24 protein-coding genes and 1 pseudogene are annotated in these 25,889 nt (G+C 53.4%); 15 read left to right on the plus strand and 10 right to left on the minus strand.

What is annotated here, in order from left to right:
* On the minus strand, positions 1-723 hold a 723-nt coding region (locus EI42_RS32800), incomplete at its 3' end, for a leucine-rich repeat domain-containing protein (protein ID WP_170142880.1).
* Between the two features lie 515 nt (positions 724-1,238).
* Between EI42_RS32800 and EI42_RS24245 the strand changes: the two genes are divergently transcribed.
* Positions 1,239-1,829 (plus strand): PadR family transcriptional regulator, encoded by a 591-nt coding sequence (locus tag EI42_RS24245; RefSeq protein WP_111325230.1) that lies wholly within the window; start codon positions 1,239-1,241, stop codon positions 1,827-1,829.
* Between the two features lie 102 nt (positions 1,830-1,931).
* On the opposite strand, the gene EI42_RS24250 is transcribed toward EI42_RS24245, so the two are convergent.
* From EI42_RS24250 to EI42_RS24260, 3 genes are all read right to left on the minus strand, one after another.
* The gene (locus EI42_RS24250; RefSeq protein ID WP_111325231.1) at positions 1,932-2,147 is read right to left on the minus strand and encodes a hypothetical protein; all 216 of its coding nucleotides are present in this window, start codon (positions 2,145-2,147) and stop codon (positions 1,932-1,934) included.
* Between the two features lie 165 nt (positions 2,148-2,312).
* Positions 2,313-3,446 carry an AAA family ATPase gene (locus EI42_RS24255; RefSeq protein WP_111325232.1) on the minus strand — a complete coding sequence of 378 codons (1,134 nt, stop codon included), beginning with the start codon at positions 3,444-3,446 and terminating at the stop codon, positions 2,313-2,315.
* A complete protein-coding gene (locus EI42_RS24260; RefSeq protein WP_111325233.1) occupies positions 3,439-4,239 on the minus strand; it encodes an RNA ligase family protein in 801 nt (266 codons plus the stop codon). Before EI42_RS24260 ends, EI42_RS24255 begins: the two co-directional genes overlap by 8 nt.
* A 483-nt stretch (positions 4,240-4,722) precedes the next feature.
* Here EI42_RS24260 and EI42_RS24265 point away from each other — a divergent pair, with 483 nt between their 5' ends.
* The 6 genes from EI42_RS24265 (at position 4,723) to EI42_RS24295 (ending at position 10,654) form a co-directional block, all read left to right on the plus strand.
* Positions 4,723-6,681 (plus strand): phage major capsid protein, encoded by a 1,959-nt coding sequence (locus EI42_RS24265; RefSeq protein ID WP_111325234.1) that lies wholly within the window; start codon positions 4,723-4,725, stop codon positions 6,679-6,681.
* Positions 6,682-6,742: 61 nt separating this feature from the next.
* Positions 6,743-7,036 carry a hypothetical protein gene (locus tag EI42_RS24270; RefSeq protein WP_111325235.1) on the plus strand — a complete coding sequence of 98 codons (294 nt, stop codon included), beginning with the start codon at positions 6,743-6,745 and terminating at the stop codon, positions 7,034-7,036.
* A 4-nt stretch (positions 7,037-7,040) separates the two neighbouring features.
* On the plus strand, positions 7,041-7,640 hold the full coding sequence (locus EI42_RS24275) for a hypothetical protein (protein ID WP_111325236.1): 600 nt from the start codon (positions 7,041-7,043) through the stop codon (positions 7,638-7,640).
* 12 nt (positions 7,641-7,652) lie between these two features.
* Positions 7,653-7,916, plus strand: coding sequence for a hypothetical protein (locus EI42_RS24280; RefSeq protein WP_111325237.1), 264 nt, complete (start codon positions 7,653-7,655; stop codon positions 7,914-7,916).
* 307 nt (positions 7,917-8,223) lie between these two features.
* Positions 8,224-8,628, plus strand: a complete 405-nt coding sequence (locus EI42_RS24290) for a hypothetical protein (protein WP_111325239.1) — start codon at positions 8,224-8,226, stop codon at positions 8,626-8,628.
* The gene (locus tag EI42_RS24295) at positions 8,612-10,654 is read left to right on the plus strand and encodes a hypothetical protein (RefSeq protein ID WP_111325240.1); all 2,043 of its coding nucleotides are present in this window, start codon (positions 8,612-8,614) and stop codon (positions 10,652-10,654) included. The genes EI42_RS24290 and EI42_RS24295 overlap by 17 nt, the downstream gene beginning before the upstream one ends.
* A 98-nt stretch (positions 10,655-10,752) precedes the next feature.
* Here EI42_RS24295 and EI42_RS24300 read toward each other — a convergent pair whose 3' ends face one another.
* The 3 genes from EI42_RS24300 to EI42_RS24305 form a co-directional block, all read right to left on the minus strand.
* The gene (locus EI42_RS24300) at positions 10,753-11,133 is read right to left on the minus strand and encodes a hypothetical protein (protein WP_111325241.1); all 381 of its coding nucleotides are present in this window, start codon (positions 11,131-11,133) and stop codon (positions 10,753-10,755) included.
* Positions 11,114-11,251 (minus strand): hypothetical protein, encoded by a 138-nt coding sequence (locus EI42_RS33465; RefSeq protein WP_211326331.1) that lies wholly within the window; start codon positions 11,249-11,251, stop codon positions 11,114-11,116. The genes EI42_RS24300 and EI42_RS33465 overlap by 20 nt, the downstream gene beginning before the upstream one ends.
* A 133-nt stretch (positions 11,252-11,384) precedes the next feature.
* Positions 11,385-11,603 (minus strand): hypothetical protein, encoded by a 219-nt coding sequence (locus EI42_RS24305; RefSeq protein ID WP_111325242.1) that lies wholly within the window; start codon positions 11,601-11,603, stop codon positions 11,385-11,387.
* A gap of 376 nt (positions 11,604-11,979) precedes the next feature.
* Here EI42_RS24305 and EI42_RS24310 point away from each other — a divergent pair, with 376 nt between their 5' ends.
* The 5 genes from EI42_RS24310 (at position 11,980) to EI42_RS24330 (ending at position 16,037) form a co-directional block, all read left to right on the plus strand.
* Positions 11,980-12,489, plus strand: coding sequence for a PH domain-containing protein (locus tag EI42_RS24310; protein WP_111325243.1), 510 nt, complete (start codon positions 11,980-11,982; stop codon positions 12,487-12,489).
* 184 nt (positions 12,490-12,673) lie between these two features.
* Positions 12,674-13,834, plus strand: a complete 1,161-nt coding sequence (locus tag EI42_RS24315) for a VanZ family protein (RefSeq protein ID WP_111325244.1) — start codon at positions 12,674-12,676, stop codon at positions 13,832-13,834.
* Between the two features lie 209 nt (positions 13,835-14,043).
* The gene (locus EI42_RS24320) at positions 14,044-14,445 is read left to right on the plus strand and encodes a hypothetical protein (protein WP_111325245.1); all 402 of its coding nucleotides are present in this window, start codon (positions 14,044-14,046) and stop codon (positions 14,443-14,445) included.
* Positions 14,446-14,660: 215 nt separating this feature from the next.
* Positions 14,661-15,434 carry a class I SAM-dependent methyltransferase gene (locus tag EI42_RS24325; RefSeq protein ID WP_111325246.1) on the plus strand — a complete coding sequence of 258 codons (774 nt, stop codon included), beginning with the start codon at positions 14,661-14,663 and terminating at the stop codon, positions 15,432-15,434.
* Positions 15,435-15,569: 135 nt separating this feature from the next.
* On the plus strand, positions 15,570-16,037 hold the full coding sequence (locus EI42_RS24330; RefSeq protein WP_111325247.1) for a hypothetical protein: 468 nt from the start codon (positions 15,570-15,572) through the stop codon (positions 16,035-16,037).
* A gap of 79 nt (positions 16,038-16,116) precedes the next feature.
* On the opposite strand, the pseudogene EI42_RS34985 reads toward EI42_RS24330, so the two are convergent.
* The 3 genes and pseudogenes from EI42_RS34985 to EI42_RS32070 form a co-directional block, all read right to left on the minus strand.
* Positions 16,117-18,338 (minus strand): annotated as a pseudogene (locus tag EI42_RS34985) (glycoside hydrolase family 3 C-terminal domain-containing protein).
* Positions 18,339-18,361: 23 nt separating this feature from the next.
* Complete coding sequence (locus EI42_RS24340) at positions 18,362-19,000, minus strand: TetR/AcrR family transcriptional regulator (RefSeq protein WP_211326332.1); 639 nt, start codon at positions 18,998-19,000, stop codon at positions 18,362-18,364.
* A 698-nt stretch (positions 19,001-19,698) separates the two neighbouring features.
* Positions 19,699-19,959: a hypothetical protein gene (locus EI42_RS32070; protein ID WP_211326333.1), complete on the minus strand. Its 261-nt coding sequence runs from the start codon at positions 19,957-19,959 to the stop codon at positions 19,699-19,701.
* Between the two features lie 1,747 nt (positions 19,960-21,706).
* On the opposite strand from EI42_RS32070, the gene EI42_RS24345 reads away from it, so the two are divergent.
* The 3 genes from EI42_RS24345 to EI42_RS24355 all read left to right on the plus strand — a co-directional run bounded on the left by EI42_RS24345 (position 21,707) and on the right by EI42_RS24355 (position 25,858).
* Entirely contained in the window at positions 21,707-24,427 is a 2,721-nt protein-coding gene (locus EI42_RS24345) for a hypothetical protein (RefSeq protein ID WP_111325249.1), read from the plus strand.
* Between the two features lie 90 nt (positions 24,428-24,517).
* The gene (locus EI42_RS24350) at positions 24,518-25,132 is read left to right on the plus strand and encodes a hypothetical protein (RefSeq protein ID WP_111325250.1); all 615 of its coding nucleotides are present in this window, start codon (positions 24,518-24,520) and stop codon (positions 25,130-25,132) included.
* Positions 25,133-25,228: 96 nt separating this feature from the next.
* Positions 25,229-25,858: a P-loop nucleotide/nucleoside kinase family protein gene (locus EI42_RS24355; protein WP_170142881.1), complete on the plus strand. Its 630-nt coding sequence runs from the start codon at positions 25,229-25,231 to the stop codon at positions 25,856-25,858.
* Positions 25,859-25,889 lie beyond the last annotated feature (31 nt).

Raw genomic sequence — 25,889 nt, forward strand, 5'->3', positions numbered from 1 at the left:
CCCTATCTCTGCCGGCACCTCCCTTAGCTGGTTCATTGCGAGATCCAGCACCTCTAACTGCTGCAACTTCCCTATCTCCGCTGGCAATTCTTTCAGTCGATTCGCAGATAGATCAAGTTCTGTTAAGTGCATTTTCCCAATTTCTGGAGGAAACTCCGTCAACTGATTATCAGATAAACATAATATCCGAAGACTTCTCAAGTTCCAAATAACAACAGGTAAATTTGTAAGCATATTCTTACTATCCTGATATAGCTTCTCTTCCTGCGGGAAAAACACCCTGTCAACGATGAAAACATCATCATTTTCCACTGCTAAGCTTTTGTTATTGCCTAAATTCAGCGCTCGTAGCTCCTCCAGCTCAAGAGTAATTTTTGGGAACTCAGTCAACTGATTATTACCAATAGAAAGCGCGGTTAGTTGCTGGAGATAGCGGAGCTCATCAGGAAGAGTGATTAAGAGATTATAATCCAGAATAAGGGATTCTAGAGCAGTCAGATGAGCAATCTCAGGAGGAAGTGAGGATATTTCATTGAAACTTACGTCAAGCACCCGCAGGTGTGTCAGCTCACAGAGCGAGGCGGGAAGCGTGGTCATCCCGGAACCAGAAAAGCACAATTCGGTCAGGTGGCCGTCTTCGTCGAACTTGGTGTCACACTGCTCAGGCAGGTATTCTTGCACGAGGCGCTCGACAATTTGCCGGTCGGTCAATGGGGTCGTCACAGCTAGCACATCCTCCACAAAAAGAGCGTAGAACAATATTTTCAGATGAGGCTATTATACACGCTCCTTCATCTCTTTACAAGTGGCATTACTTTTTTCCCCTTCAACTTTCACAGCGTCTTCTTCCTACGGCAATCGCTCTTTGCACCGGTAATGAGTATATCCATTCAGTACCACCAGCACAGTCTACGCTTCTGAAGCCCATATCTTCCGATTTTTCAGGGATCTGCTATAGAAGAAAAGAAGAGCTTGAGCGGAATCACATGGGAGCATTCATATGAGGCGAGGAGGTAAAGGCGCTTCGAAAGAGGTTGCGTTACTATAGAAGAATAGTTCCGCTGTCAGAATCATGCCATCGACTGAGCGTTTTCCGCTTCCTTGCTCCGTTGTTACACAATTTCAAGAACTTCTGTCGGAACTTTCGGCTATTTCTTCACTTCTTGCTTGACACCCCCCATTTTCACCGCTATACTACCGGCAGCCCGGAATTCAACCATAAATATAGACATCAGGATATGGAATTGATTACACGATTGCTTATTCTTGGATTACTCATGCAAAAGCCGCTGTCCGGATATGCGATCCAGATATATTTGCAGCGAGGGCAAACCGACCTGTGGGCCGGCATCCAGTCCGGTTCGGTGTATCATGCCTTGAAGAAGCTGACCAGGGAAGGGCTGATTGTCATACAGGCAACCGAGCAGACCGGCAATCGCACAAAGGTGATTTACGCGATCACCAACGAGGGGAAAAAGGTGTATCGCCAGCTCCTGCGCGAGAGCCTGGGCACGCCGTTCTTGCACTTTCCGACAGGAATTTATGCCGCGCTCAGCTTTCTGGACGACCTGCCAAGAGAAGAAGTCATACTGGCAATCGATCGACAAATAGAGCTTCTTGAACAGGCACTCACCCGCTGGAACGCGTGTGAAAAAGAGAACGAAGCCACTCTTCTGCGCTCTCTGGAACGGGTTCCGACCTACATTCATTTGCTCTTTGCGAACGCCCGTCAGCATATCGAGACCGACCTTCACAGCCTTCGCACCCTGCGCGAGCTTTTGCCAACCATCGAGCCGGTGCCGCTTCTCCCAGAAGATGAGGCATTTTAAGCGCTCGCACACTATTTTTCTCTTTCGTCCCTTCCTTTTTCTACTCAAAAATAGGGGTGCACCCTTGCAGGAGACTCACAGCCACCTGCCACGTCTCCCCGACTAGAGCCGATTCATCGGGGAGTCATATAGCGAGTTGGCAAGCAGCGTGAAGATGGTTTCCTCTTCTTGCATCAGCTCGTCGAGGCTGCGAGTCTTCTGCTTATCAATTGGCTCTAATTGTGGCTTGAAGAACTGCTGGATCTGCTGCTCGATTGTCTCCCGTGCAGGAAGAAGGGTCGCCATTTTGTTGGTGATCTGTGTTGCAAGTGTCATCATTTTTCAGTATCTCCTTTGTTGTTTTCTCTTGTTGGTAAGGAGTATACCGGGGATTTGTCGCAGGCATATCGCTGATTTGTCACAAATCTGTCGCGTTTGGGGGAGAGCATGGAAGCGACGAGAAGGGGAACGGATCCGCCCTCTCGCCTGCTGTATTTCTGCAATTCAGCTCGTCACCCACTCGACATGGTGCGCCTCAATCGGGTCTGGAACCTCTAGCTTGCTCAATAGCTTGAAGATGACCGACTCCGGCACGCCAGCCTGTCGCTCTCGATTGCGCTGAAGCAGCTTCTCAAGCGGCGTCTCAATATAGATAAGCCGCACACGCGCCCCATATGCGACAAACAGATCAATCAACTGAGCGCGAAGCATCCGGGTGACATTGGTCGCGTTCCAGACGAATGAGCGCTGTTCCCGCAGCAGCTCCCGGGCACGCTCCTTTGCTTGCTGCACCACGCGCCCCTGATCGTCCTCCGGAGAGACATGCAGCTCCTGACGCAGCGCATCAAGCGAGATGACAGGCCAATCCTGGTAGTGCTGCTGAAGGTAGGTGTCCTTCCCGGCACCAGGCAAACCAGCAAGCATCACTACCTCGCAGGTCGTCGCGTCGTAGGCGTCATAGGCCGGGTCGCGGCGCTCGCTATGAAAGTACTCGAAGCGGCTGAAGTCTGATGAGAAGCGGTACGGAGCCTCATAGCAACCAAGCTCAGAACAGAACTCACGAAACAGTGCCACGCGGTCCAGCAGTTCAGCCTGATCGTCACAAATGCGTCCGCGCACGTCTGCCTCGGCCAGCAAAGCCAGATGATCCAAACGCACACACTGACTCGCCGCCAGCAGCTCCTTCTCCTCGCGATCGAAAAAGTGCAGCGGCAGGCCATGATAGCGAACCAGGCGAACAATATACTCGCGCATGGTGAGGGGTAAGCATTCATCCAGGCCATCACCGCTCATCAGCAGCCGCCGCGCCAGGAGCCCCCCGCGACGTGCATGCCCCTTTGACGTGATGCGCCCGTTAGCTTCGATTTTCGTGCAAAGCGGCTTCGCGATATCGTGCAACAATGCGGCAGTCAGCAGGACGCCTCGTTCAGCTTCGGTACAGTGAAGCAGCTCAACAAGCTGCATCATCGCCTCAAAAACCATCCTGGTATGAATCAACACATCGCCCTCGGCATGAAAGCGAGCATCCTGAGGCACATCGTGCAGTGTCTGAAGCCAGGCGAAGCGGCTTCGTACGCCATCCCAACCGGTCAGCGGATAGCCGGGAAAGCTCCCGGTGAATAGCAAGCGATCATCCATTGTCATCACCTCCAAACAGCGATACATCCGCCCGCAGTTGGTTCGGCAGAATAGGCCGCTCCATCCAGTGACTACCCGAACTCAACAAAGATTGCAGAAAACCCGCCCGAACGTACTTGTAGCGCTCCTTCACAACCCCTTCCTCCTCCACCTTGATGTACAACCCCTCCATCAGGCCGCTGGTATCGGTTTCCTCCAGGACGCGCTCAAATTCCAAACCGCGCGATATACACAATTCCTGCAAGCGCCCAAGTGCACCAGCACCGATAAAGTGTGAGGGGCCGATCAGCGCAGGAAGCGGAGGCAGCTCCTCATAGATTCCTTCCGTCAGCACCTTGACCGAGACGATAAAAGGAAGCGAACGAAGCAGCTTCCGGCGCTGCTCCGTACTGAGAAAGACGGAGCGCGCGGTATCGTATATATCAAATTCCAGGAAGTAGTGAGGCAACTCAGTATAGAAAACGGTATGTTTCGCATACAGCCATTCTCCAAAAAGAATGTAGCGATCTTCAAGTACCTCATATAATTCCTGCATATACCGATACGACCATTGCTTGAAGAGATGAAACTGTCGCTCGCGAGGCCCACCCGTCAGAAAATGCCCACGACTTTGCAGGAATAGTTGACCATTCTCATCAAAGCGAAGCGCACAGTTTGCACCATCCATCTTTTCTTCAATCACAAGATAGCGTCCTTCCAGCTCACGCAGCGGAATCACATACATATCTTCATCGCCGCGCTGCACCCCCGAACCAACAAGATGAGGAGTTCGCGGATACTTAAAAAGGTCCATAACAGTTCCTTTCGTCTGACTACATCTGGCATCATCAACGAGGAAGCAGCATGGAAATCCATGGGAAAGGGCATGAGGAGCTGAATGAGGAAGAAATGAGCGCCTCAGAGGAAGTCATATTGCAGCTTCAGAACATTCGAGACACGCCATCGTACCGCTGAGGATTATGCATTTCCTCAACGGACAAGCCCTTCACAGGATGTTCCATGCCAGAGAGTGAAGGCATGGTTTCATGAGGTGTCTGTTAGTTCGTCTGCTCCATGTGCGCTCTACTCCGACGTTTTCGCGTCTTTTGTCAAGCATACCATAACATCGATCCAAAGACAAGCCTGATCCCATCCATACATTTTGACATGCAATGGTATAATATACACAGTACAACATTCTTTTCCTCTTTTGGGTGCCAGACAAGTAGATGGGGTCGCGGCGGTCAGGCTGCTTGCTTGCAGAAGCCTGTCGCGCCTCAGGAGGAAGGTTGGGAGGATGAAGGAGCACCACACGGAGCCGCATGACGGCCATTCCCACGCTCACATCATCATCGAGGATGCGCGCATTCTCGAACAGCGGCAGACCAGCCCGGGTCATGCCGTGCGAGTCACCGTCATCCAGGGCGGCATCTCGAAAAACGGCTATGCCTATGATGAAGCCGCGCTTCGTCGCATCATGGAGCTTCTAGAGGGCGCTCACGCCTATGCTGATCATGCCGGACCGGAAGCAAGCGGACGGAGCGTGCGCGACGTTGTCGGCTTCTATCACGATGTGCAGTTTGTACCCGGCAATCCGGCCCGGGTTGATGCAACACTGCACATCCTTGAAGCTGCCGACTGGCTCTGGACGCTGATTCGTGAGGCATGTGAACTCGGTCGCCCTGATCTCATCGGGCTCTCGGTCGATCTCTATGGTCACTGGCAGCATGATGATGATCTACAGGCGAAAAAGGTAACGGAGGTTCTTGCGCTCAACTCCTGTGACGTGGTCACTCGGCCGAGCGCAGGCGGAACGTTCCGACACATCATTTCGGACGACAGTATGTATCGACAGCAGGAGGAATGGGGAAATTCTATGGAACAGCAACCAATCGAAGAGCAGCGCCGTCAGCTTGAGGCGGCCCTTCAGGACGTCCAGCAGCAGCGTTGTGAGCTCGCACTTGAGCGCACGCTTCAGGAAAGCATCCTGCCCGCTGCGCTCAAGACACAGCTTCGCAGCCGCTTCTCAGGCCGCATCTTTGAACAGAGCGAGCTCGAACAAGAGGTCAGCAATGCGCTGCACCTGATGGCCGAACTCTCGCGTGACGGGCTGGTTCGTGGGAATGGCATCGAGAAAGCCGTGATCTCCGATGTGATCAGCGAGGCCGAGAAGGTACAGGCCGCCTTTGATCGCCTCTTTGATCTCGACATCGACACCGCACGCCTGGGCAACATCCGGCCCTTTGCCGGCATTCGCGAAGCCTATGCACGCGTCACCGGTGATAGCTCCGTCGCAAGTGGGCTCAGCAGCGCCTCAACGCTTGGTATGATTCGCGTCTCAGAGTCCGCTCCACTTGCTCGCCTGACTGAGGCGGATACCACCACCGCCAGCTTCGCCTATCTGCTTGGTTCATCGATGAATAAACGCCTGCTCAAGGACTATCAGGCCTGGCCCGCCGACTGGATGCAATTCGTTTCTATCGTGCCTATCAAGGATTTCAAGCAGCAAAGCCGCGTCCGCATGGGCCACTTCAATAGCCTGCCGATCGTGCCCGAGAATACGGCCTATAGCGCCGTCTCCCTCAGCGACAGCGCCGCCGTCTACGTGCCGCAGAAGCGCGGGAATCTGGTCTCGATCAGCCGCGAGACGATCCTGAACGACGATCTCCAGGCACTGCGCCAGATCCCCGCCAGGTTGGCAACCGCTGCCGCTTATACGCTTGCTGAATTTGTCTATAGCTTCCTCAGCAGCAACCCGACGATCTACGATGGAAGCCCGCTCTTCAATACCGGGAATCCGCATCACAACGCCAGCGACAAAGCATTGAGCGCAGAGGCGTTACAAAGTGGCGTTTCGGCCATGCGTGTGCAGACCAACACCGCTGGCAAGCGCATCGGCCTGCGTCCACGGTTCCTTGTTGTCCCGCCCGAACTGGAATGGCAGGCGATGATCCTGACACGCTCCGCCCAGTTGCCAGGCTCCGCCAACAACGATGTCAACCCGATGCAGGGCTACGTCACACCAATCATCAGCGCCCAGTTGAGCAATCCGGCACAATGGTTCCTCGTGGCAGATCCTCGCATGATTGATACGATTGAAATCGGCTTCATCGGCGGGCAGGTCAACCCGGCACTTTTCATTCAGGATCAGCCTACAAGCGGCCTGAACTTCACCCAGGACATGCTCACCTACAAGATTCGCCACGAGTATGGCGGCGCCGTCGTTGATTACCGTGGCCTCTATCGAGGCGCATAACAGGCGATTTCGTGCCTGCTCTCACCAACAGGGCAGGCACTCAGAAAGGAGATGAGAACACATGCTCAATCTGGCTGAACTCCTGTGGGGACGCTTCAATAGCGGCACGAGCGTACAGCCCGGCACCTACCTGACGCTGCGCACGCTCGCCTATGTGCAACTCACAGAAGCAAGCTCACTGCCAGCAGGTGGCACCTGGCACCGCATCTCAAGCGATACGACGCTGACTGCCGCTGACCTTGCGACAACGGTGAATAGTGTCCTGCATACGGCCTATACCGCGGCAAGCTTCCATGCCTATAATGCCGCCTCCGATGCTGTCCCGGAGCCAGGCCAGCAGGCCAACGACGCGTAAACCTATGGCTCAGATCATCAAGCGCGGCCTGCTTCTCGGCTTCAATGCAAGCAGCTATACGGCTATGGTCAGCATGCTGGATGGGAATGTCATTCGTGATATTCCCGTCGCCACCCACATGGACCCCTCATCGCTGCTCAGTGGCGCGGCCTGTGCCGTCCTCTTCTTCGATGAGAACAACCATACAGACGCGGTCGTGCTGGCTGTCTATCCACAAGGGAACTATGGCGTGCCGACACCGCTTCCCGGGCGCGTGACCATGCTCATTCCGCCCTACAGGCCGTATAATGGCACAACCTTTGAGGCCAACACCACGACGGTCGCTACCTTTACCGGCGGCTCAACAGGCATCCCGGTCGGCGTGCGGGCCATTCTTTGCTCACTACAATCCGCTCCGACCTCGGGCGCAGGCTACGTCGTGCTTAAACCAACCAACCTGACGCCAGACATCGGCATGGGGATTCAAACCTCGCAAGGCAGCGTCGCAGGCGTCTACGAAAAGGTCTTCGGCATCCTGCCGATGGCTCCTGATGGCAAGGTCAATGTACGCACCATTAACGCGAAATGTGCCGTTGTGCTCGAAATCACTGGCTATATACTCTAGAAAGGGGCTGATATGGAGATAGAACCGCTTCAGCAGCCGTCTCGCCTCGAGATCTGGGTCACGCGCCTCGAACAGACCGCGCTCCTGCTCCTGAGCTCGCTCGATCTTGAGGAGATGAGCACAAAAGAGCGCTTTGCAGCCGCTCTCAAGTGCATCGCGCTCCTGACACGCCTGCTACAGCGACTTGAGCGCACTGAGATGGATGCATCATTGCAGCGTGCAATGCGAGATTTACAGGTAAAACTGCGCACGGCAGGTCCTGTGACCTTGCCATAACACGCTCTGAGTCTGCTTTTATGACAGTTTGATGAAAAACATGGCATACTCAATGACAAACTTTTCATAGAAGCAGGCTCATCTTGAAACACAATGAAACAGAAAAACATACAGAGAAGCAGCAATCTGAACAGACGCTTCTTCCGGTCGCTCAGAAACAGCCCATCAACGAGCAGAAAGATGAAGAAACAGACATGTCACGATTCATACAGATAGATATAATAATCCCGGGTAAAGGGACAGAGCCAGGCAGGACAGGCTACCGCGCTCCGCGCATAGCAATTTTTGGACAGAAGGCAGGGACTCAATGACGAAGCATACACAACACACGCACATCGGCGTGGCCATCGCAAATACCGAACTGCGCCGGGCCATTATTCGCGCTCTGAAGGACGAAGGGGAAAAGGAGGTACACGAAATTACGCTGCTTTTGCTCGCGCAGGCCGAACATCCCGCCGTTCGCTGCCTGATCGCACAGCTTGACTTCCGTCAGAACCCGAGGGGGCTTGCTTGTATTCTGCGAGATCGCGGGATCGAGCCCATTTTTCTGACACCCTCTCTCGATCAGTACAAGCAGTGTCAGGAAAGTGGTATCGAGGCGCTTTCTATGCCTTTTCATCTCGTTGAATTGTTCGACGCCATCAGGCACACGCGCGCACGCCTGACACAACCAATCTTAACAAGGACGGTGATGCATGCGCGATCTCAGTGAGACCCTACAGGCCGCTATCCGCAGCACGCACCGCGTTCCCGCCCTCGCGCTCACCGTCGAGGATCGTGTGCAGCATTTCCCGTTGCTTCACGCCCTCGACAACACGGATGACGTGGTGCAAGATGCCTGCATCGCTGCCGACAAGAGCATCATTCGCGTTTGGGTCGATAACCCGCCCTCTGGCTCCATTCGCTGCACCTATCGCTACCAGCGCATCACCGATCCCACGCAGCTCAGCCAGTGGCAAAGCTCAACCATCTTCGGCAGCGGCACCGATCTCGATCGCGAGGGCGCATGTGCCGTCTCGCTCAATCCCGGCAACATCTTGCGTGCCTTCGGCTTCCGCACGCTCACGAACAATACATCTCAGTTGCTCGTCTGGACCTCAACGAACAACGGCCAGACCTGGAGCACCAGCCCCACCGTGATCGCCACCTTTAGCCCGAGCGCGAACATCAAGGGCATCTCCAGCGCGGGCAACAATGACGTCTTCTTCCTGCTTGAGACGACCGCCGGCATTGTGGTTGCCTTCTGCCTCTGGAATGGCTCCGCGTGGAGCGCGCCACAGCAGTGGAGCAACGTGCCTGCCCTCGCAACCTTCGCCAATGGCAGCGGGCTGGCCGTCGCCTGGCTTGGCGATCGCTACCATCTGGTGATCAGCACCAAAGTCAGCTTGCTCAACTACTCCTACTGGCCCGGCTCAGGACAGTGGTTCATTCACACCGAGATCCTCGATTCCAGCTATACCGGCACCATTCATCTCTTTCCGCGCATCATCTTCGATCCCGGTTCACAGCGCTACTTACTCGCACATATTCAGAACGATAACGGCGTGCGCTCTGGTCTGGTATCACAAACGGTGCGCGTGCGCAGCGCCACCGATCCACGCTACTGGAGCAACGGGGCCTCCTTCCGTGATGGGCTCCCCGGACGCGGCGTCTCGCTCGTCTCCCGGCCCGACGACGGCGTGTACCTCATCACGGCACGGCGCGTCTACCGCTCCCCCCACTTTCGCTATGAGGATGAGAATCAGTTCGCCGTGTTAACCAATGCCCTGCTGAGCTATGAGCGCGTCGAGCAGCTCAACCAGCCCGCACGCATCGAGATCACGCTTGATAACAGCAACGGGCAATGGAATGATCTCATTGGCTCTCAGACGCGCTACCGGCCCATCAACTTCAATGCCTCGCTCTGCCTCTACGAGGGCTATCGCACCAGCTCCGGCGACGAGATCGTACGTACCGGCACCTACCGCATCACGCAGATCGCTCTTGAACGCGCGCCCAACCGCCACCTGCTCAAGCTGGTCGCTCTCGATCTCTCTCGCCAGCTCGATCACGTCAATCTCCATCAAGATACTATTCCTGGCTTCGGCGCACGCTACATTATCACGCGCATCTGCTCACGCGCTGGCATCCCCGACCCTGATATTCCGCTCTCCGGTGGCGACCTTGATTCACCCATTCTCTCGTTTCTCTTGCCCACCGGCCAGCCCATGCGCGCCGCCCTCGATGAGATCTGCATGATCTACCAGCTCAGCTACTTCCTGGATCCCGACGAGCGCCTGCACTTTCGCTTCCTGCCCGCCGATGAGGCCCCCGTCTGGTCCTTTCAGCCCGAGCTCGAAACCGTCACCTTTACCAGCAACGCCGATCGCGCTAACCACGTGATCGTCTCAGGACGCGCCGCCTTCAGCAGCTCAGCTACCGTCAACGGCGAAGCCTACGACGAAGCCAACGTGCATCACACCGGCATCGAGCGCCTCGCCTATCGCGCCGATCCCAAGATCAACGGCTCGGACCGCTGCACTGCCGCTGCCCTTTCCCTGCTCAATGAGCAACGCACACTCGCGATGCAGCGCGTCCTCACCGTCCCCTATCACCCCGGACTCGAACCCGGCGACGTCATCAGCGTGAGCGACCCACGCAGCGCCTCCACTGGCAACGTGCGTATCGTCCGCCTCGATTCACGCTATGACCGCGCCTCCGCAACGTACGCTCATCGCCTGCACTGCTCCGGTACGTGAGGAAGGAGATCGCAATGTCATAACATTCAGCAGAAAACAAACAACTGAATACAAAGAAATATTGATACCAGCTCAATACAGACAGGAAGCCAGCTCATTCACCAACGCGTCGCACTCTCGCTTCTGTTTAAGGAGGAGATCACTTCGAGCGCATGTGTTTCCGTATCGAGCAGGGCCGGTGTCCCGGCTTCAAGGGCGCTCAATGGCTCAGGTCTGCGGAGTGTACGCGTCTTTCCAGGCATGGAGAGGCCCAGAAACATTGTTCTCCCTGCTGTCTGGCGCGGCCCGATTAGATGGTGCAGGTGCCCGGCCAGATAATAGCAGGATTGTAACCGCTCTACCAATGCGCTCACTTGAGTGGAACCCTGAGTCTGGCCGAAAAAGCCCTTGCTGATGCCATAGGGTGGTTCATGTGTGAGCAGGACGTCCAGCGAAGCAGGATCGGCGTGAAGCAGGCGCTCATAACGCACGGTTATCATGCTCGGTTCCTTGCTTCTCTGGTGCATCCGGCTGCTCAACACCTCCAAAAACCGCTAGCTTGATCCCATCGCATTCCAGCATCGCCTGGAGCATAGTGGAACAGGCCAAAGGGATCAACAGGAATCAGCTCCGTCTGGACACCACCCGAGAGCTTACGGAGCCATGCTATCTCATCACGATCGCCACGAAGAAAGATAAGTGGTAGAGATAGCCTCTGTTTTACGTCTCGAAGCCGCTGCGCTAGCTCCCGTTATGCTTTCATGACATGGAGAAAATCTAGCTCGGCGGGATCGTTGCCCGCGAATCGAAGGAATATGACAGGATAGCGGATCATGGTTTCCAGGCGTTTCACTCCAAAATCACCAGGCTGAACAATCATCCCTACTGGTAGGCGCCCCTGTAAAGCCAGGACAACAGCTAGCAGGTGATAGGCCCGGCCATGAATATCGTCGCAGAAAGCACCCTTCATAAGTTACTCCTTCTACTCTTTATTCAGTAACTTTCAGCACATTTTATCAGGATAAATGGAACAAGATCGACTGGCAAATGAGCCGATCTAAAGACATAAATTGACATATAGCAGGGATAAAATGAGCAAAAGTGTAATAAATAAGACAAAGCACACTATCAGGAGCGAAGTTAAAAATCGTAATGGCTGCACCACATCTGCACCAGAGCGACCAGCCTCATGAATCGCTTCTGTCTCCTCCTCCATCGCGCCTCTTGTGGAGAGGGAAGCAGTCTTCTACATCTTCTACATATTCCCTTCAAATAATGCAGACAAACACCTATGGTTGCGGTATAATACAGCGCAAGTAAGCGAGAAGGCACACCCGGAGGATACTATGCAAGACGAAACCGTCCTTTTTCAGAGTAAGTACAGCAAAGCTATTTTTTATCGGCCCTTGATCCTTTTTGGAATTTGTCTCATTGTTTTTCTTGTTGTTATAATTGTTCCACCCAATGCAGCATTAAGTAGCTTCTTCCTCCTCTCGTTCGTTGGCATGATATATACGCTGGTGAATTTCCTCATCCGAATATTGCGCTATATGCAAAACACGTTTGTCGTTACAGATCAGCGCGTTATCGTCACAACACGAGGGAAAGAGATGTATCTTCCTCTTAATCGCATCAAAGAGGTTGAACGGGATAGTAAGAATAAATTCCCTTTTCCGTTTCATATCCACACATTGCGTATTTATGGAGTCGGAGGGAGCAAGGCCGTATATCATGAGGTCGAAAACGACGAGGAAATGCGGCAGGTGATCGAGGGGCTTCTGAAAAAGGAACCTGAGGAAATGCGGCAGGTGATCGAGGGGCTTCTGAAAAAGGAACCTAAGGCAAACGCCGGCTAAACGCGCTTCTATGGCGCTCGCACACTCCCTTTACCAGGAGAAGGGCGATCTCTTCAATATACACAAACATCGATCTATACGGTATACTGCATCCGGGCTTGCAGCCTACCTCTTCTGGCTGCATCAACCATATAGATAGAAAAGCATTCCTGTGAAGATTGTTTGTGTATAGTAAAGGGAGTATATGTTTCGTCAATATTCACTGCCAATCATTGTTGCACTGTTACTCTTCCCGTTCCTTGCGTTTATAGTGCTGATCCCGTTTGCATTTCGTACATATAGACAATTTGGTCAGCTTCCCCGCTGGCGAACGTTCGTCTTCTATACCTTCATCTACTATAGCTTAACCATGTGCCTGTATATTATTCTCCCGCTACCACAAATTACACCAGATTTTTGTACAATCTATCAAAAATCTATGCAACTTCGGCCCTTCAACTTCATAAATGATATTGCCAGAGAGGTCCCAGCGTGGACAGCACGCAATGTCCTCACCAGCGGGGCATTTCTGCAAATCTTCTTCAATATATTGCTCTTTGTGCCATTTGGTATCTACATGCATTATTATTTCGAGCGCTCTTTTCTCTTTACGACGCTCCTCGGGTTCGGCATCTCGCTCGCCTTCGAGACCACGCAGCTCACCGGCATCTGGTACCTGTATCCCTGCCCCTATCGCCTGTTCGACGTCGATGACCTGATTGTCAACACCTTCGGCGCGATGCTCGGGTACGGCGTCGGGTACATGTTCCTCCTGTTGCCCTCGCCACGCGGAAAGAGAGCAACCAGCATGCTGCGAGTGCGGGTCTCCCGCCGCTTCCTTGCCTGGTTCTTCGACCTCTCTTTTATCTCTATTCTAAGCCTTATTGCATTCCTTGCTGTGATGATTATCTTCTACACGCTTACAGATATTCATCCCTCAGTTACTCCTTATGCACAGCTTATTCTGCAAGCTTTCACCTGGTTTTTCTCCTTCATCGACTTTTTGATCTTACCACTGCTATTACGCGGATCAACCATCGGTAAATATATTGTTGGTATCACCCTTGATGACAATCAATTCCGTAAGCCACGGTTCCATCACTTTTTTCTCTACTATGCATCGTATATGTTACCGCTTACAACGCTTGGAGTCGTTAATGAATATCTTGCTGTTTCCGGTAAGCAACACCTTTCAGATACATCAGTATTGCTACTTCACCTCGGGCTCTCTCTGCTGTACATCGCGCCGATGATCCTGCGCAAAGATATGCGACCCAGCCTGGGACATATTCTTTCACGCACACATGATGCAGTGATCGAGTCAGAGTGCTATACCGTGCCGCTGTCTTATTACCGAGAGGCGTAGTATCAGGGCGCACTCATTCTCCTTTTAGCTGAAAAGGGTCGGCATCTCTTCTGTCGGCCCTTTCCGAGTGTTTTCCCATTTCTACCGGCTCCACCTCACTCCACAAAACACCATCGATTTTTCTGCTCGTCTGGCTTCTTGCTTTTCGTTGCACCCTCGCACTATAATAAGTGCAGGACGTTCTTTCGTTTCGAGAAAGGAGGAACGCGATGAGAACGATTCAACGAATTGAAGCGGTAACTGGTCTCATTGCGGGCTTGCTCGGACTGGTGCTACTGGCTTATGTGCTTTTCGGCCCAAGCTACCAATTTTTAAGTAGTCCAGATGGAGGAAGTGGCAGGGCATCGCTCTTGCAAGCCGGCATTTCACCTCTCGCAATTGTGTCGCTCAGCCTGCTTGCTCTGGTGCTGCTCGGGATCGTGTTTGGTTCAATACAACATAGTCGGACAGCGGCTTCAGGCTGGCGCTGGCTGCTAGTCTGCTCGGTTCTGCTCCTTGTCATCCTGAACATCCTGTCACTGCCGAGTATTGGCCTGTGGCTCATCCCGGTTACACTGCTCGCGCTTCTCACGCTTGGCTTATCGCTCACGAGGGCCCAGCAGGCAGCCTGAACACGGTTTTTCGAGGGACGTTTGCGCGTCCCTCATGACCGAGGCAGGACAAAAGTCCTGCTTCAGCGCGATAATGTCTTGACGCGCTAGAGGCCCATCCTTCTCTTTCTCCGGAAAAGCTGTGCAGAAATTCGGCCCCATACGTTTAAATAAAGGTATGAAGGAACATCTCTCTTCTTCTATAACCTGAAGGAGATTCTAGAATTGGAGGAACTATGGGCCAACGCGAGACTGTAGCGGAGCACCAGCAGGTACGCGATCTCTATATAAATGGTGAATATCTGCGCAAGAATCCCGGCTGGCATACAGAGGCCGCACCCTGGAAGGCACGCGCAATTCTCCAGATGCTTCGGCGAAACCGGCTCGATGTACGCTCCGTTGGCGATATAGGCTGCGGGAGTGGCGAAATTCTGCGTCTTTTGCAGCGCTCTTTATCCCCGGAATGCACCTTTCATGGCTATGAGATCTCGCCTCAAGCATACGAGCTGGCAAAAGAACGCGAAAACGAGCGCCTTCATTTCCATCTGGCCGATTTTCGTTATGAGCAGGATGCCTCGTTCGACCTGCTCTTATTGATCGATGTCATTCAACATATTGAAGATTGCTACGGCTATCTTCGCGACATCCAGCCGCGCAGTACATATACACTCTTTCAATTCCCGATCGATATTACCGCGCAATCTGTGATCCGCAATCAGCTTATCACGTTTCATCGAAACTACGGACACATCCACTTTTTTGATAAATCGCTTGCACTCAAATTCGTGCGAGACTGCGGGTATGAGATCCTTGATGTTCGGTATACGCTTCCACCTTTAATGACACGACGTTTCCCCAGGAACCCGCTTCAGTGGCCACGTTATACCGCACAGTTTCTCTGGCGGGCGCTGCGCCGCCTCCCTGGATGGCTACTTTATCAATTCAATCCTGATCTCGCGGTCCGCCTTTTGAGCGGCTGGCGGCTGATGGTGCTCGCTCACAGGCCTTAACGCCTTCTGGGAAGAGAGCAGGCAAGATCTCTCTTCCCATCATTCCTGTTATACATCTCCCTATTTCTTACCCCCTACAATGTGCTATACTCAAGATATGATTCCTCATTTCTCTTCTACGCGAAAGGATGTAGTATGCACAAGAAGATGCTCTTTCATAGTGTTCTGCTTGGAGCGTTGTTGACTGCTTTCGCCATCTTCGGCAACCTGCCAGCCAGGAGCGCGGCCATCAATACGGTCATCCAACACGAAAACATGCCGGCTATCAAGCCGCAGCGGGACGCAGTTCCTGCCTTCACCCTTCGCCAGGTCACCGAGTACCTGAAAACGCAGCCTGAAGGACAGGATCCGCGCTACACGCTGAAGCAAGCACTCTTTGTTTCTCCCGACCGTCTGAACGCCATATTCCATAATGCCTTCTTCGACAACAATACCCGCGCCACATCAAAACTCTATTGTTACATCGAATTTCAGACAGATAAACCGATCAATGCGCTTATCTCTGTATCACCTGATGTGAAGCAGGTGCCGCAACTCACCCGCACCTTCTTTGTCTTTGATGCAGAGACCGGTAACCTGATCGCCCGAGGCGGCTTCGCCTGATCTTCCTGATATTCGATATATAGAAGAATCAGGAAGCAAAAAAGCAGGTCGGGTATTGCTACTCGACCTGTCTGCTTGATTAGCGATTTGAGAGAACCGTGTTGATCCTCTCTAGAAGCCCCTCGACGGCTTCCCGAGGCATTCCGAAACCGATCAGTTTGAAGAACGGCATTTCACCGGCGAACGGAGAGTCGAGGAAGTCCGCAAAGAAGGTACCCTTGAGCGTCTCCTTCACTACAGCCAGCGCCTCTGGATATTTCGCGATCTGCTTGATATAACTCGTGATGGTAAGCGGGCGGAAGGGTTCATGTGCGTTCATCTGAATGGTCGTGCGCAGCACAATGTCGGCGCTCGATTTCCCAATCAGCAGCTCAAATTCACCCGACTCGATCACCCATTCACGATAGGTACTGTCATAGTACGCGAAGTCACGCGGTTGTAGCGTCAGGGTGACATCTTTTGCCTCGCCCGGCTCCAGCGCTACTTTCGCAAAGGCTTTTAGCTCTTTCTCAGGACGCACAAGCCGCGACTCCACATCACGGACATATAATTGCACTATCTCTTTACCGGCAACGTTTCCGGTATTGCGTATTGTGACTGTTACTTCAACCGTGTCTTTCTCGGTTGTCTCAGTACGATTGACTCGCAGATTACTGTATTCAAATGTAGTGTAAGAAAGACCATAGCCAAAGGGGAAGAGCGGCTTCATCTTCTTGCGGTCATAGTAACGATAGCCGACGAAAAGCCCTTCGGCATAGCGCACATGGCCTTCCTCGCCCGGATAGCTCAGATAGGATGGAGTATCCTCGATCCGCTGCGGGAAGGTCTCGGTGAGCTTGCCAGACGGGTTGACCTTGCCAGTCAGCACATCAGCAACCGCGCCACTGCCTGCCCGCCAAGGCCAGCCTCAAGCACCGCTTTCACGTCAGCCAGCCACGGCATCCTGACAACCGAGCCGTTAAAGAGCACCACAACAGTGTTCGGCTGCACACGGCAGATATCAGCAATCAAGCGGTTATGAGATTCAGGAAGATCAATATGCGTGCGATCATACCCCTCAGACTCGTAGCTATCGGGCAAGCCTGCGAAAATCACAGCGACTTCGGCCTTCTGAGCCAGCTCAAGCGCCTCCTGATGCAGCTTCTCATCGCCTACCCCCTCAGCGAGATAGCCATCAGCATAGGAAAGCTCAGCCTTCCCGGCGAGCGCCTTTTGCAGCTCATCATAGGCGTTGTCAACACGCGTTGGATTCATCATTGAGCTGCCGCCGCCCTGGAAGCGCGGTTGACGGGCAAAGCGACCAATCACAGCAACCGACTGAGCAGCAAGCGGAAGGATCTTTTCCTCGTTCTTGAGCAGCACAATAGACTCTCCGGCGGCTTTCCGAGCCAGCGCATGATGAGCATCCTTATCGAAGGTGGTGCCCTCTTTGCGGTTTTCCTGTGCACGAAGAATCAGCTTTAACACGCGTTCAGCAGCCTTATCAACGGCCTTTTCTGAGAGCTCACCCTTGCGAACTTTCTCCGCGAGCGCCTGAATGTCGCGACCAACGCCCGGCGGCATTTCCAGATCAAGGCCCGCCTCAAGCGCCTTCGCCTTGTCATTCACCGCGCCCCAGTCGGACACTACGACCCCTTCAAAGCCCCATTCCTCCTTGAGGATATCGGTCAGCAGCTCCTTATGCTCGGTTGCAGCCGTGCCGTTAATGCTGTTGTAGGCCGCCATCACCGTCCAGGGCTGTGCATTCTTGACCACGCGCTCGAAGCCTGCCAGGTAGATTTCGCGCAAGGTGCGTGTATCGACATCCGCACTGATACTCATGCGCTCGAATTCCTGGTTATTGCAGGCGTAGTGCTTCAGGGATGTGCCCACGCCCTGGCTCTGGACGCCACGCACGAAGGCCGTACCCAGTTCGCCAGCCAGCACAGGATCTTCGCTGTAATACTCAAAATTACGACCACCGAGGGGTGTGCGCTTGATATTAATGCCAGGGCCAAGCACAACCTGCGTGCCAAGCGCCTGCGCCTCTTCTCCAATTGCGCGCCCGACCTCCTCAACAAGCTCTGTGTTCCAGGACGTCGAAATAGCGGAGGCTGATGGGAAATTCGTGGCCGGAATGGGGCCTTCCAGCCCGATGTCTTCGGGGTTCTCCGGCTTGCGGAGCCCGTGCGGTCCATCATTGACCGTGATCGAAGGAATATTCAGGCGCTCGATTGCGTTGAGCTGCCAGAAGTTTCGTCCGATGGTAAGAGCAAGTTTCTCTTCTAGAGTCAACTTCTGTACCAGTTCGCGTGCTTCCATAGCATACGCTCCTTCTTTTGTTATTACCTTTTCTGTACATAAGAAACAAGTAGATCGATATGCAACAAGAGCATCTCCTGTGGATCTATGCCCTGTTCCTGATGGAGGATATGACCCCGGCAGATCATGCGCTGCTGCATACTCAAAGACGTGTTTCCGATCAACGCTGCAAGGGTGTTGGCAGGAATATCTGTGCGGATCGAGCCATCCCGCTGACCCTCCACAATCAGGGACTGAAAGACCTCGCTTGACCGCAGAAAGTCGCGATAGCGCGCCTCCAGCTCGGGAGAGGGGTACGAATCACGATAGTAGTGATCGAACAGGCCGATAAACTGGATGTCTTCCGGGTGGCTACTCGCGAAGTGGCACATAGTTAAGAGCAGGTCGTGCAGCCTCTCAAGCGCGTTCTGGCCATGAAGCTGCGCCTCCTCAGCAAAGCGATACATCTCCGAGAGAATCCTGATCTGAACCTCAAAGGCAAGCTCATCAATGGAGCGATAGTACTTGTAGAGCGTCACGCGGCTCACACCTGCACGCTCGCTAATATCCTTCATGGTGACGCCTGAAAGATCTTTCTCAAGAAAGAGTCCTCTGGCTGCTTGAATTAGCTCCTCACGCCGTCCGACGCGTTGCTGCTCTAATGTTTGCTGCCACTTCTGCATACAGCTTCCATCCTCAATGCTATACATTGTGTATACACTCTTTACAGTATGTAAACCCTTAGCAGTAGTGTATGCCAGCTCAACAAGAAAAGTCAAGAGGGAAACGACACGCCTGTTTCTCTGCTTTCACGACTGCTACCAGCAAGGGCGATCCCTCATCCAGGAGAGGAAGCAAACACACCCCCCTTTATCAGGTCGGGCGCATTTTCTCGAAAGACAATATATGGCTTTATCCCGCTTGTGCGGCTGGATGAGCTCTATTCTTTGCCTGCAAATCTGATCGCCATTTTGATGCACACCTGCTGAAGGGGTCGGGTGCATTTCTCCCGAGGCAAAAACGGTCTCATTCCGCCTATAGTGCCAATTTATCCGCTTATATCAATGCGCCCGACCCTCTCTTCGGGTAAGTGCACATTCTCGGAGGTGAGTCCAAAGCGGGTCGGGTGAAATCGCATGCGAAGGGCAGCGCCCTCGATGGAACCAGCCTCGTCTTCTATACACACCCCCTTTACAGGTCGGGCGCATTTCTTCCCACCAGAAAAAAGCTGATCAAATAGCCTCTAAAGCCATAGAAGCAGGGCTTCTCTATCACCTTCCTCGCGTGCCACCAGATCGTGACATTGTGAAACGTTATGAGCAGCACGGGCAGAGGGTCGGGTGCATTTTTCCAGGCGAGAGCACACCCTTCACACGCCACCTCACGGAAATGCGCCCGACCGCACGGACTCAGCTTCTGCGGGCCGCCTGATTACAGGCATCCTTACATATGGGCGTGTATAAAACCGTTTGAGCGCTCTACAGGCTTCAGGGTCGGGTGCATTCCAGGCTTCTGCTTGCTGATTTGCTACCGAGATGCCCATCAGTTCAAGGTGCGTGTATGGGTCGGGGGATTCTCGGGGCAACAGGGCGGCCTGTAGCGCGGCCTGCGATTGGCCGGAGTCTTTTTCTAATCTCACCACGGTCAGAGGTGCGCTTGTTCTTTGCTGCACACGCCCTTCCCGGGCTTCCAATGCCAAAAGAGCCCGTTTTTTCTCGGGTTATCGCATACACGTGCCTTTCCTTTTTGCACTCCCGAGAACCAGAGAGCAGCAACAGGATATACAGGCAGTTCAAGAGGTGTTAGAGGTGTTTCTATACACACCCCTTTCTGGGAGTCGGGTGCATTTTTTCCCTTTCAAATTTGTAGCTTGGTCGGCTCTACAGGCTTCTTTGTCTCGATTCTACTTCGTTACCACCAGGTCTATCGGTCGGGTGCATTGCCCCAACACCATTCCCTTTGCAGAGGCCACAACCCCGTTCACCGGTCGGGTGCATTTTTCGTCTTATTTTCATAGCTCGTTCGGCTCCAGAGGCAACGCGATCCCGATTTACTCTTACAACCACCACAACAGGTCGGGTGCATTTTCAGCAGGGTGCGGAATAACCACTCAATGGGCCTGCCATGCGGAAAGAAGCCGCATTGTGCTCTGCATCAAGCTCTTTCTATAACGGCCAGACGTTTAAAAGGGCATACGAGCGTCCTTACATACGGGCTTCTGTAGGACCGTTTGTATGCACTATCTCTGTCACAGGTCGGGTGCATTTTTTCTTCCCTTTTTTAGTGCTTCCTCTAGCTCTACAGGCCAGCGCAGCATCTATACTTCTTATGCCCACCCCCGCGATATCGGTCGGGCGCATTGTCCCACGCTCCCCCCCTTTCTCTTGCAGAAAACCCACTCTTCCCCGGGGTCGGGCGCATTTTCTTCAGGTGGAGCGACCCACATAAGAGCACAATGGAAGCGAGGTCAGCACGTTTTGCACCCGACTCAAGCAGGGGGGATGGTACCGGGAACCCGACCCGACATGTGGCGCGATTTTCAGGCATTTCATGCAAATACACGCCCCCAACCTCACAGACGGGTTCATCGAACTCCCTGGCTGTTTGGCAAACACACGGCCCCTGGTACTATTGGGTAGTCACTCGAATTTGCACGCCCCCGACCCCCATCGTACTACGGTCGGGCGCATTTTTGAGCACGAATTGACGAAAAACTCGTCTCTTTTTCACCCGACCACCCTCCTTCAAGCAGAAAAGAAAAATGCACACCCCCCACTACGGTCGGGTGAATTTTACTACGGTCGGGTGAATTTTCCCACTACAGTCGGGTGCATTTTTACGCTCAAATGCACGACAGGGGCTTGCATTTTTAGCACTAGGCAAGCCCATTTTTCCAGAGTAAGATATTTTCAGAGAGTTGCTGAGGTGCAATGCAAAACAGGAACTCGCTTCCAGGGCGGCGGAGTACCGCAACAGCAGTACCTTGATCACAGCATCACGATCTGCTGCACTTAGTACGAGACAACAGGTTGTCTACTACCGGGCAAGTGTCAGGGAGTACGCCGCAGACACGGGTGCATTTCCTAAAAAAGGGCTATATTGCGATGCATATACATAGATACGCCTATTTAGGTATGGAACCGGCGAGTGCTCTGCTTTATAATACGTGCAAAAATTTTAGCTCGAACAGAATTTATAGAAAACAGTACTTACAACGAAAAAATAATCTATTGGCAGGTAGTTCATTTAGAAAAATACTGGGAGGTAGGTGTGAAGGTGAAGCTTCCCGACAGTTCGGGGCAAAATAACATTTTCTGTCCCGGGTGGCGATCCGCTTCATACGCACCCGCAGGGCTAGATGAACATGTGGGAAAGGATGTATAGAAACCGTGAGTTCGGAAACTACCGTCTTTAGTGTGACGTTAACCTTTTCACAAGAGCATGTCGATTTTCTCGCAAATTCCCCCTCTTGTCGCCTGATTCGGGAAGAGTGCTTTCATGGGCGTATCTCTTTTGAGGAAGCTCTTTCATATGCCCGCATGATCTATAACCGAGAGCACCATACAAGCCAGCAGAGCGAGCATACGGGGGGAGATGCGCCCGACTCCACCCATTTCATTCACATTTCGCGCAAAACGCAGGATCTCCCACCAGTGTTTCAGGGATTACAGGGCTTTAGGAGAGCCTGTAATGCGCTTCAAAAAGTCCTGCCATTGTCCCTGTGGCGCGTCTGGCTTACCTGCGTGCTGTTCAGCGGACTCGATGAGGATCCCTACCTCGGCACAGCGGCGCTCTCGGACTACACGGGGCTTTCGCAGCGCGCCATCCAGCTCTATCTTCAGGTCATGCTTCGTCTCGACCTGCTCAGTTACTATGTCGGGCCCGAGACGAAACGGGAGGGCAAGCACGTCAAGTGCGTCAATGTGCGTCACGAGAATTTCAAAAAAGCTTACGCCCTGGCCTATCAATATCTTGAGTGGACAAAAGATCCGGAATACGTGCCCCCTTCGTGGGAGTACGTCGATTATATCAAGAGACATGAGCATATTCGCTCACGCGTCGAGCGATTCGAGAATTACCGGCGTATTCTAAATGGAAAGCGCCCCGGGCGTAAACCGAAAGAGCCGCAAAATATCACAATTGTGTGCAGAAATCCCCATTGCCGCGCCTGCTACGAGAGCGAGGAAGAGGCCGCGCAATACCTGCCGCCTGACACGTTGAAAAAGCCAGCTCCCAAACCTCAAGAGGTGGACGACCTGACTATACTGGCTCGCGAGATGGAGCAGATTGATCGCGAGTTGAAAAACAAAGAGCGTGGCAAAAAGGTTGCACGGTTGCCAGAGAATGTCCGCACGGTGAAGAAGGCTTTGCTTGAGCAGAAGGATGCAGCGGAAAATCAGGAAGCAGACATTGTTTTCACCGATAGCCGCGACATTATTGCCGCAACAATGCTAAACAAGCTCCAGGAGCCACAGGAGAAAGAAGATCCCGCAATAACGCAATTCTTTTTAAATATAATTGCGCCCTATCGAAATAGTAATCAAGAGTTTAATAGTTCGACTATACATTCGAATGTAGATGTCGAGGGTGAAGATTTGCTTGAAGACAATTCGGAGGCAACCGAGCAGCCCTCTTTCCAGCAAACAAACAATCACCCGGGCGAAGTAACCCAACAAACAACGTCACCCTCTACTCCCTCTCAGCCATCGCAAACCAAGCGAGTAGTCGGGGGTAAAGCGAAACGTAACAGTAAAGCAAAGCAAAAAGGTACCGTAGACTATAAGAAATTCGGTGAGCCTGAAAGCCTGGATAAATCAGCTCTAGAAGCAGTTTACCACGCTATTCGGCACAATGCAAAGGCGCAAGCGAGCAGTGTAAAACTACCAACCGCAATTTATCGGTTCGGCGAGGACATCTCTGCCCAGTTCCGCGATACTCAGCAACGCTCGACTGTTAGCTATTTCCGCAACCTGCTCAGTGGCGTTCTGGAGTGCGCTCGCTTCCTCAAAATCGACGTCGAGACCGTGTACACGTGGTACTACGACGCCATGCAACACATCCGCGAAAAGGCGCTCCGAGCCTCGATTTATGCGCAAGCAGATGGCAAGCCGCATCGCATGCCGTGGTTCAATCGCGTCTTCGCAAATCACATCTGGCTCTCGGTCAGACGGGCTCTGAAACTGGGTCATTTACCGCCCCATGAGGATGTGGACGCCGAGCCACATAATTCCCCTATGCCCGAGCCTGTAGAGCTACATGAGCCCGTTCCTGAGGATCGTGTGGTTGAATCGACCTTTGAGGCTGTAGAGCAGCCAGACGAGGAGTTTGACGATCAAGCAAACGAGCAGCAGGGAGACATCCCAAGCAAGCAGACAGAAGAGCAGCCTGCTGAGGGAGCGAATGAGCAAGCAGAGAGTGCTGCTGACGAGCAGGCAGACGATGTTGTTGACGAGCAGCCAGAGGATGTCGTGGAAGAGTTGTCTGACGAGCAGCCAGAGGATATCGCGGACGAGCAGGCAGACAATGTTGTTGACGAGCAGCTAGAGGATGTCGCGGACGAGCAGGCAGAGGATGCTGCTGACGAGCAGCCGTTTGAGGATGAGGCGGTGCGTGAAAGTACGCTGGTGGCGCTTCGTGGCTTGCGCGACACGGATGAGTTTGTGCTGCTTAGCCCGTTCTTCGAGACGGTGAACAGCTTGCAGTACGCGTGGACCTATGCGGTTGCTTCAGGTGAGATCGACATGCTCTATGAGCAGCCCGAGGCTGAAGCAGAGGACGTAGTATCCTACTACGACGCTTCAGAGACAGCCTGCGTGGTTCCCGAGTTTCCCCGGGTGCAGCGAATCGAGCCGAAAGAGCACTTCCGTAATCCGGTGCAATTCAGCAGATATCTCGCGCAAAATGGAGCATATAGCGCGATCCCGCTGAAGGAGCCCTGTCCCGATTGTGGCTGCCCCATCGGCTATGTTGCCGAGGGCCTGCGTCCCGTCTACATCTGCGGTCGCTGCTACCCGAACGTGATGTGGACCAACCGGGCGCGTGGCGAGCTTGAAGAGTACATGGCATACCTCGTCGAGCTTGAGCTGCGGTCCGAAGATCCCTACGCATAGGTCGGTCGGTTGCATTGTTGAAAAGGCGTGAAGGTCGATGCTATACTGTGCGAAAAATGCAATACGATTGCAGGAGGTTCCAAATTGCATATGCTGAATGAACATCTCGAAAGTAGCTGTGTGCAGAAGACGTTCGATAGGGGATACGCCACTGAACTGGCTTTGTTCCTGGGTTTATCTCGCTGGAAGTTCTCGCTTGCCGCACAGTGTCAGGCGTATACGCCCTCGGCTCCCACAGCAGCAGATCAGCTTCGGAGCGAGCACGCGGAGGTCGCGATTGCGCAGTTGCTCAGGCTCATTACCCTGCATGTGGAAGCGCTTGAGTACGCCTCGCAGCCGCATCACCCCTACATCATGGAACTTGGGCGCTCGCTTGGCTTTCCGATGGTTGAGACAGTTGGCTTTACGCTTGATGCGGGTGAAGCGTCCTGGTTCCGCTTCTTTGGCGCATGGACAGGTGATCCAATTCAGCACGGTCTGCTTGTCTCGCGAATTCATGCGCTGGCGATCGAGGCGATTACCGAGCAAATCGGGCTCCATCAGCGGGAACTCGCGGCGGAGATGGCGCAACTGGCCGCCTTTTCTAGCGATTATCGGCAGGCTTTTCGGCGAAAGGAAAGCGAGCTCCGGAGGCTGAAGAAGCGCGTTCATGAGCTTGAAGCGGAACGAAAAGCCCCTTCTTCTCCCCATGCTGCTGGTTCCTGACAAGCGGCCAGGCATATGTGTTACCGGATATGAAGAACCCGTCCAAAAAGCCCAAAATTGAGCCATTTGGAAGCGGGAATGTGTAAGGGGATATCCTTGAACCAGAAAACGCCAGAAAACGCCAATTTGACGGCATCCAGCAGGGAAAAACAGGACGCGATCGCGCTGCCAGTACTCATCATTGTCGCCGGGTTACCTGCAACCGGAAAAACAACCCTGGCACGACGCCTCGCTGAGCGCTTCTCGTTGCCACTTGTCACGAAGGATGCCATCAAGGAAACGCTCTGCGACGTGCTTGAATGCGCGTCGGTTGCGCAATCATGGCGGCTCGGGCAGGCAAGCATGCTATTGCTGTATCAGTTTGCGGAAACCCTGCTCGGAAGCGGGCTGAACTGCATTGTCGAGAGCCCATTCTACCCGGCATACGCGCACCCCGACTTTCAGCGTTTACAGCAGAGAAGCCCGTATTACCCGCTGCAAATCTATTGCCATGCGGATGTAGAAGTGATGCTTGAGCGAATGAAGCAGCGTATTGCCTCTGGTGCACGACATCCGGGCCATATGGATCAGGCGCGGATGCCCACGAGCACCGCTGAATTGCCGTCGCAATGGAGAATGGAGCCGCTTGAGATCGGAGGGGAGCTTATCATGCTTGATACAACTTGCTTTGACGCCATCGCCTATGAGGAGCTCTATCAGCGGGTGAAGCGCGTGCTTGATCGGTAAAAGCGGGAGACAACACAAAAAAAGCCTCTCC

The organism is Thermosporothrix hazakensis (genome assembly GCF_003253565.1).
Classification (GTDB): domain Bacteria; phylum Chloroflexota; class Ktedonobacteria; order Ktedonobacterales; family Ktedonobacteraceae; genus Thermosporothrix; species Thermosporothrix hazakensis.

Excerpts from the sequence above, each read along its gene's own strand:
- EI42_RS24290 (WP_111325239.1), top strand. The coding sequence starts at position 8,224 with ATGACGAAGCATACACAACACACGCACATCGGCGTGGCCATCGCAAAT.
- EI42_RS24295 (WP_111325240.1), top strand. The coding sequence starts at position 8,612 with ATGCGCGATCTCAGTGAGACCCTACAGGCCGCTATCCGCAGCACGCAC.
- EI42_RS24250 (WP_111325231.1), bottom strand. The coding sequence starts at position 2,147 with ATGATGACACTTGCAACACAGATCACCAACAAAATGGCGACCCTTCTT.
- EI42_RS24300 (WP_111325241.1), bottom strand. The coding sequence starts at position 11,133 with ATGATAACCGTGCGTTATGAGCGCCTGCTTCACGCCGATCCTGCTTCG.
- EI42_RS24255 (WP_111325232.1), bottom strand. The coding sequence starts at position 3,446 with ATGGATGATCGCTTGCTATTCACCGGGAGCTTTCCCGGCTATCCGCTG.
- EI42_RS24260 (WP_111325233.1), bottom strand. The coding sequence starts at position 4,239 with ATGGACCTTTTTAAGTATCCGCGAACTCCTCATCTTGTTGGTTCGGGG.
- EI42_RS24340 (WP_211326332.1), bottom strand. The coding sequence starts at position 19,000 with ATGCAGAAGTGGCAGCAAACATTAGAGCAGCAACGCGTCGGACGGCGT.
- EI42_RS24320 (WP_111325245.1), top strand. The coding sequence starts at position 14,044 with ATGAGAACGATTCAACGAATTGAAGCGGTAACTGGTCTCATTGCGGGC.
- EI42_RS24245 (WP_111325230.1), top strand. The coding sequence starts at position 1,239 with ATGGAATTGATTACACGATTGCTTATTCTTGGATTACTCATGCAAAAG.
- EI42_RS24310 (WP_111325243.1), top strand. The coding sequence starts at position 11,980 with ATGCAAGACGAAACCGTCCTTTTTCAGAGTAAGTACAGCAAAGCTATT.
- EI42_RS24350 (WP_111325250.1), top strand. The coding sequence starts at position 24,518 with ATGCTGAATGAACATCTCGAAAGTAGCTGTGTGCAGAAGACGTTCGAT.
- EI42_RS24270 (WP_111325235.1), top strand. The coding sequence starts at position 6,743 with ATGCTCAATCTGGCTGAACTCCTGTGGGGACGCTTCAATAGCGGCACG.
- EI42_RS24280 (WP_111325237.1), top strand. The coding sequence starts at position 7,653 with ATGGAGATAGAACCGCTTCAGCAGCCGTCTCGCCTCGAGATCTGGGTC.
- EI42_RS24265 (WP_111325234.1), top strand. The coding sequence starts at position 4,723 with ATGAAGGAGCACCACACGGAGCCGCATGACGGCCATTCCCACGCTCAC.
- EI42_RS24315 (WP_111325244.1), top strand. The coding sequence starts at position 12,674 with ATGTTTCGTCAATATTCACTGCCAATCATTGTTGCACTGTTACTCTTC.
- EI42_RS24330 (WP_111325247.1), top strand. The coding sequence starts at position 15,570 with ATGCACAAGAAGATGCTCTTTCATAGTGTTCTGCTTGGAGCGTTGTTG.
- EI42_RS24305 (WP_111325242.1), bottom strand. The coding sequence starts at position 11,603 with ATGAAGGGTGCTTTCTGCGACGATATTCATGGCCGGGCCTATCACCTG.
- EI42_RS24325 (WP_111325246.1), top strand. The coding sequence starts at position 14,661 with ATGGGCCAACGCGAGACTGTAGCGGAGCACCAGCAGGTACGCGATCTC.
- EI42_RS24275 (WP_111325236.1), top strand. The coding sequence starts at position 7,041 with ATGGCTCAGATCATCAAGCGCGGCCTGCTTCTCGGCTTCAATGCAAGC.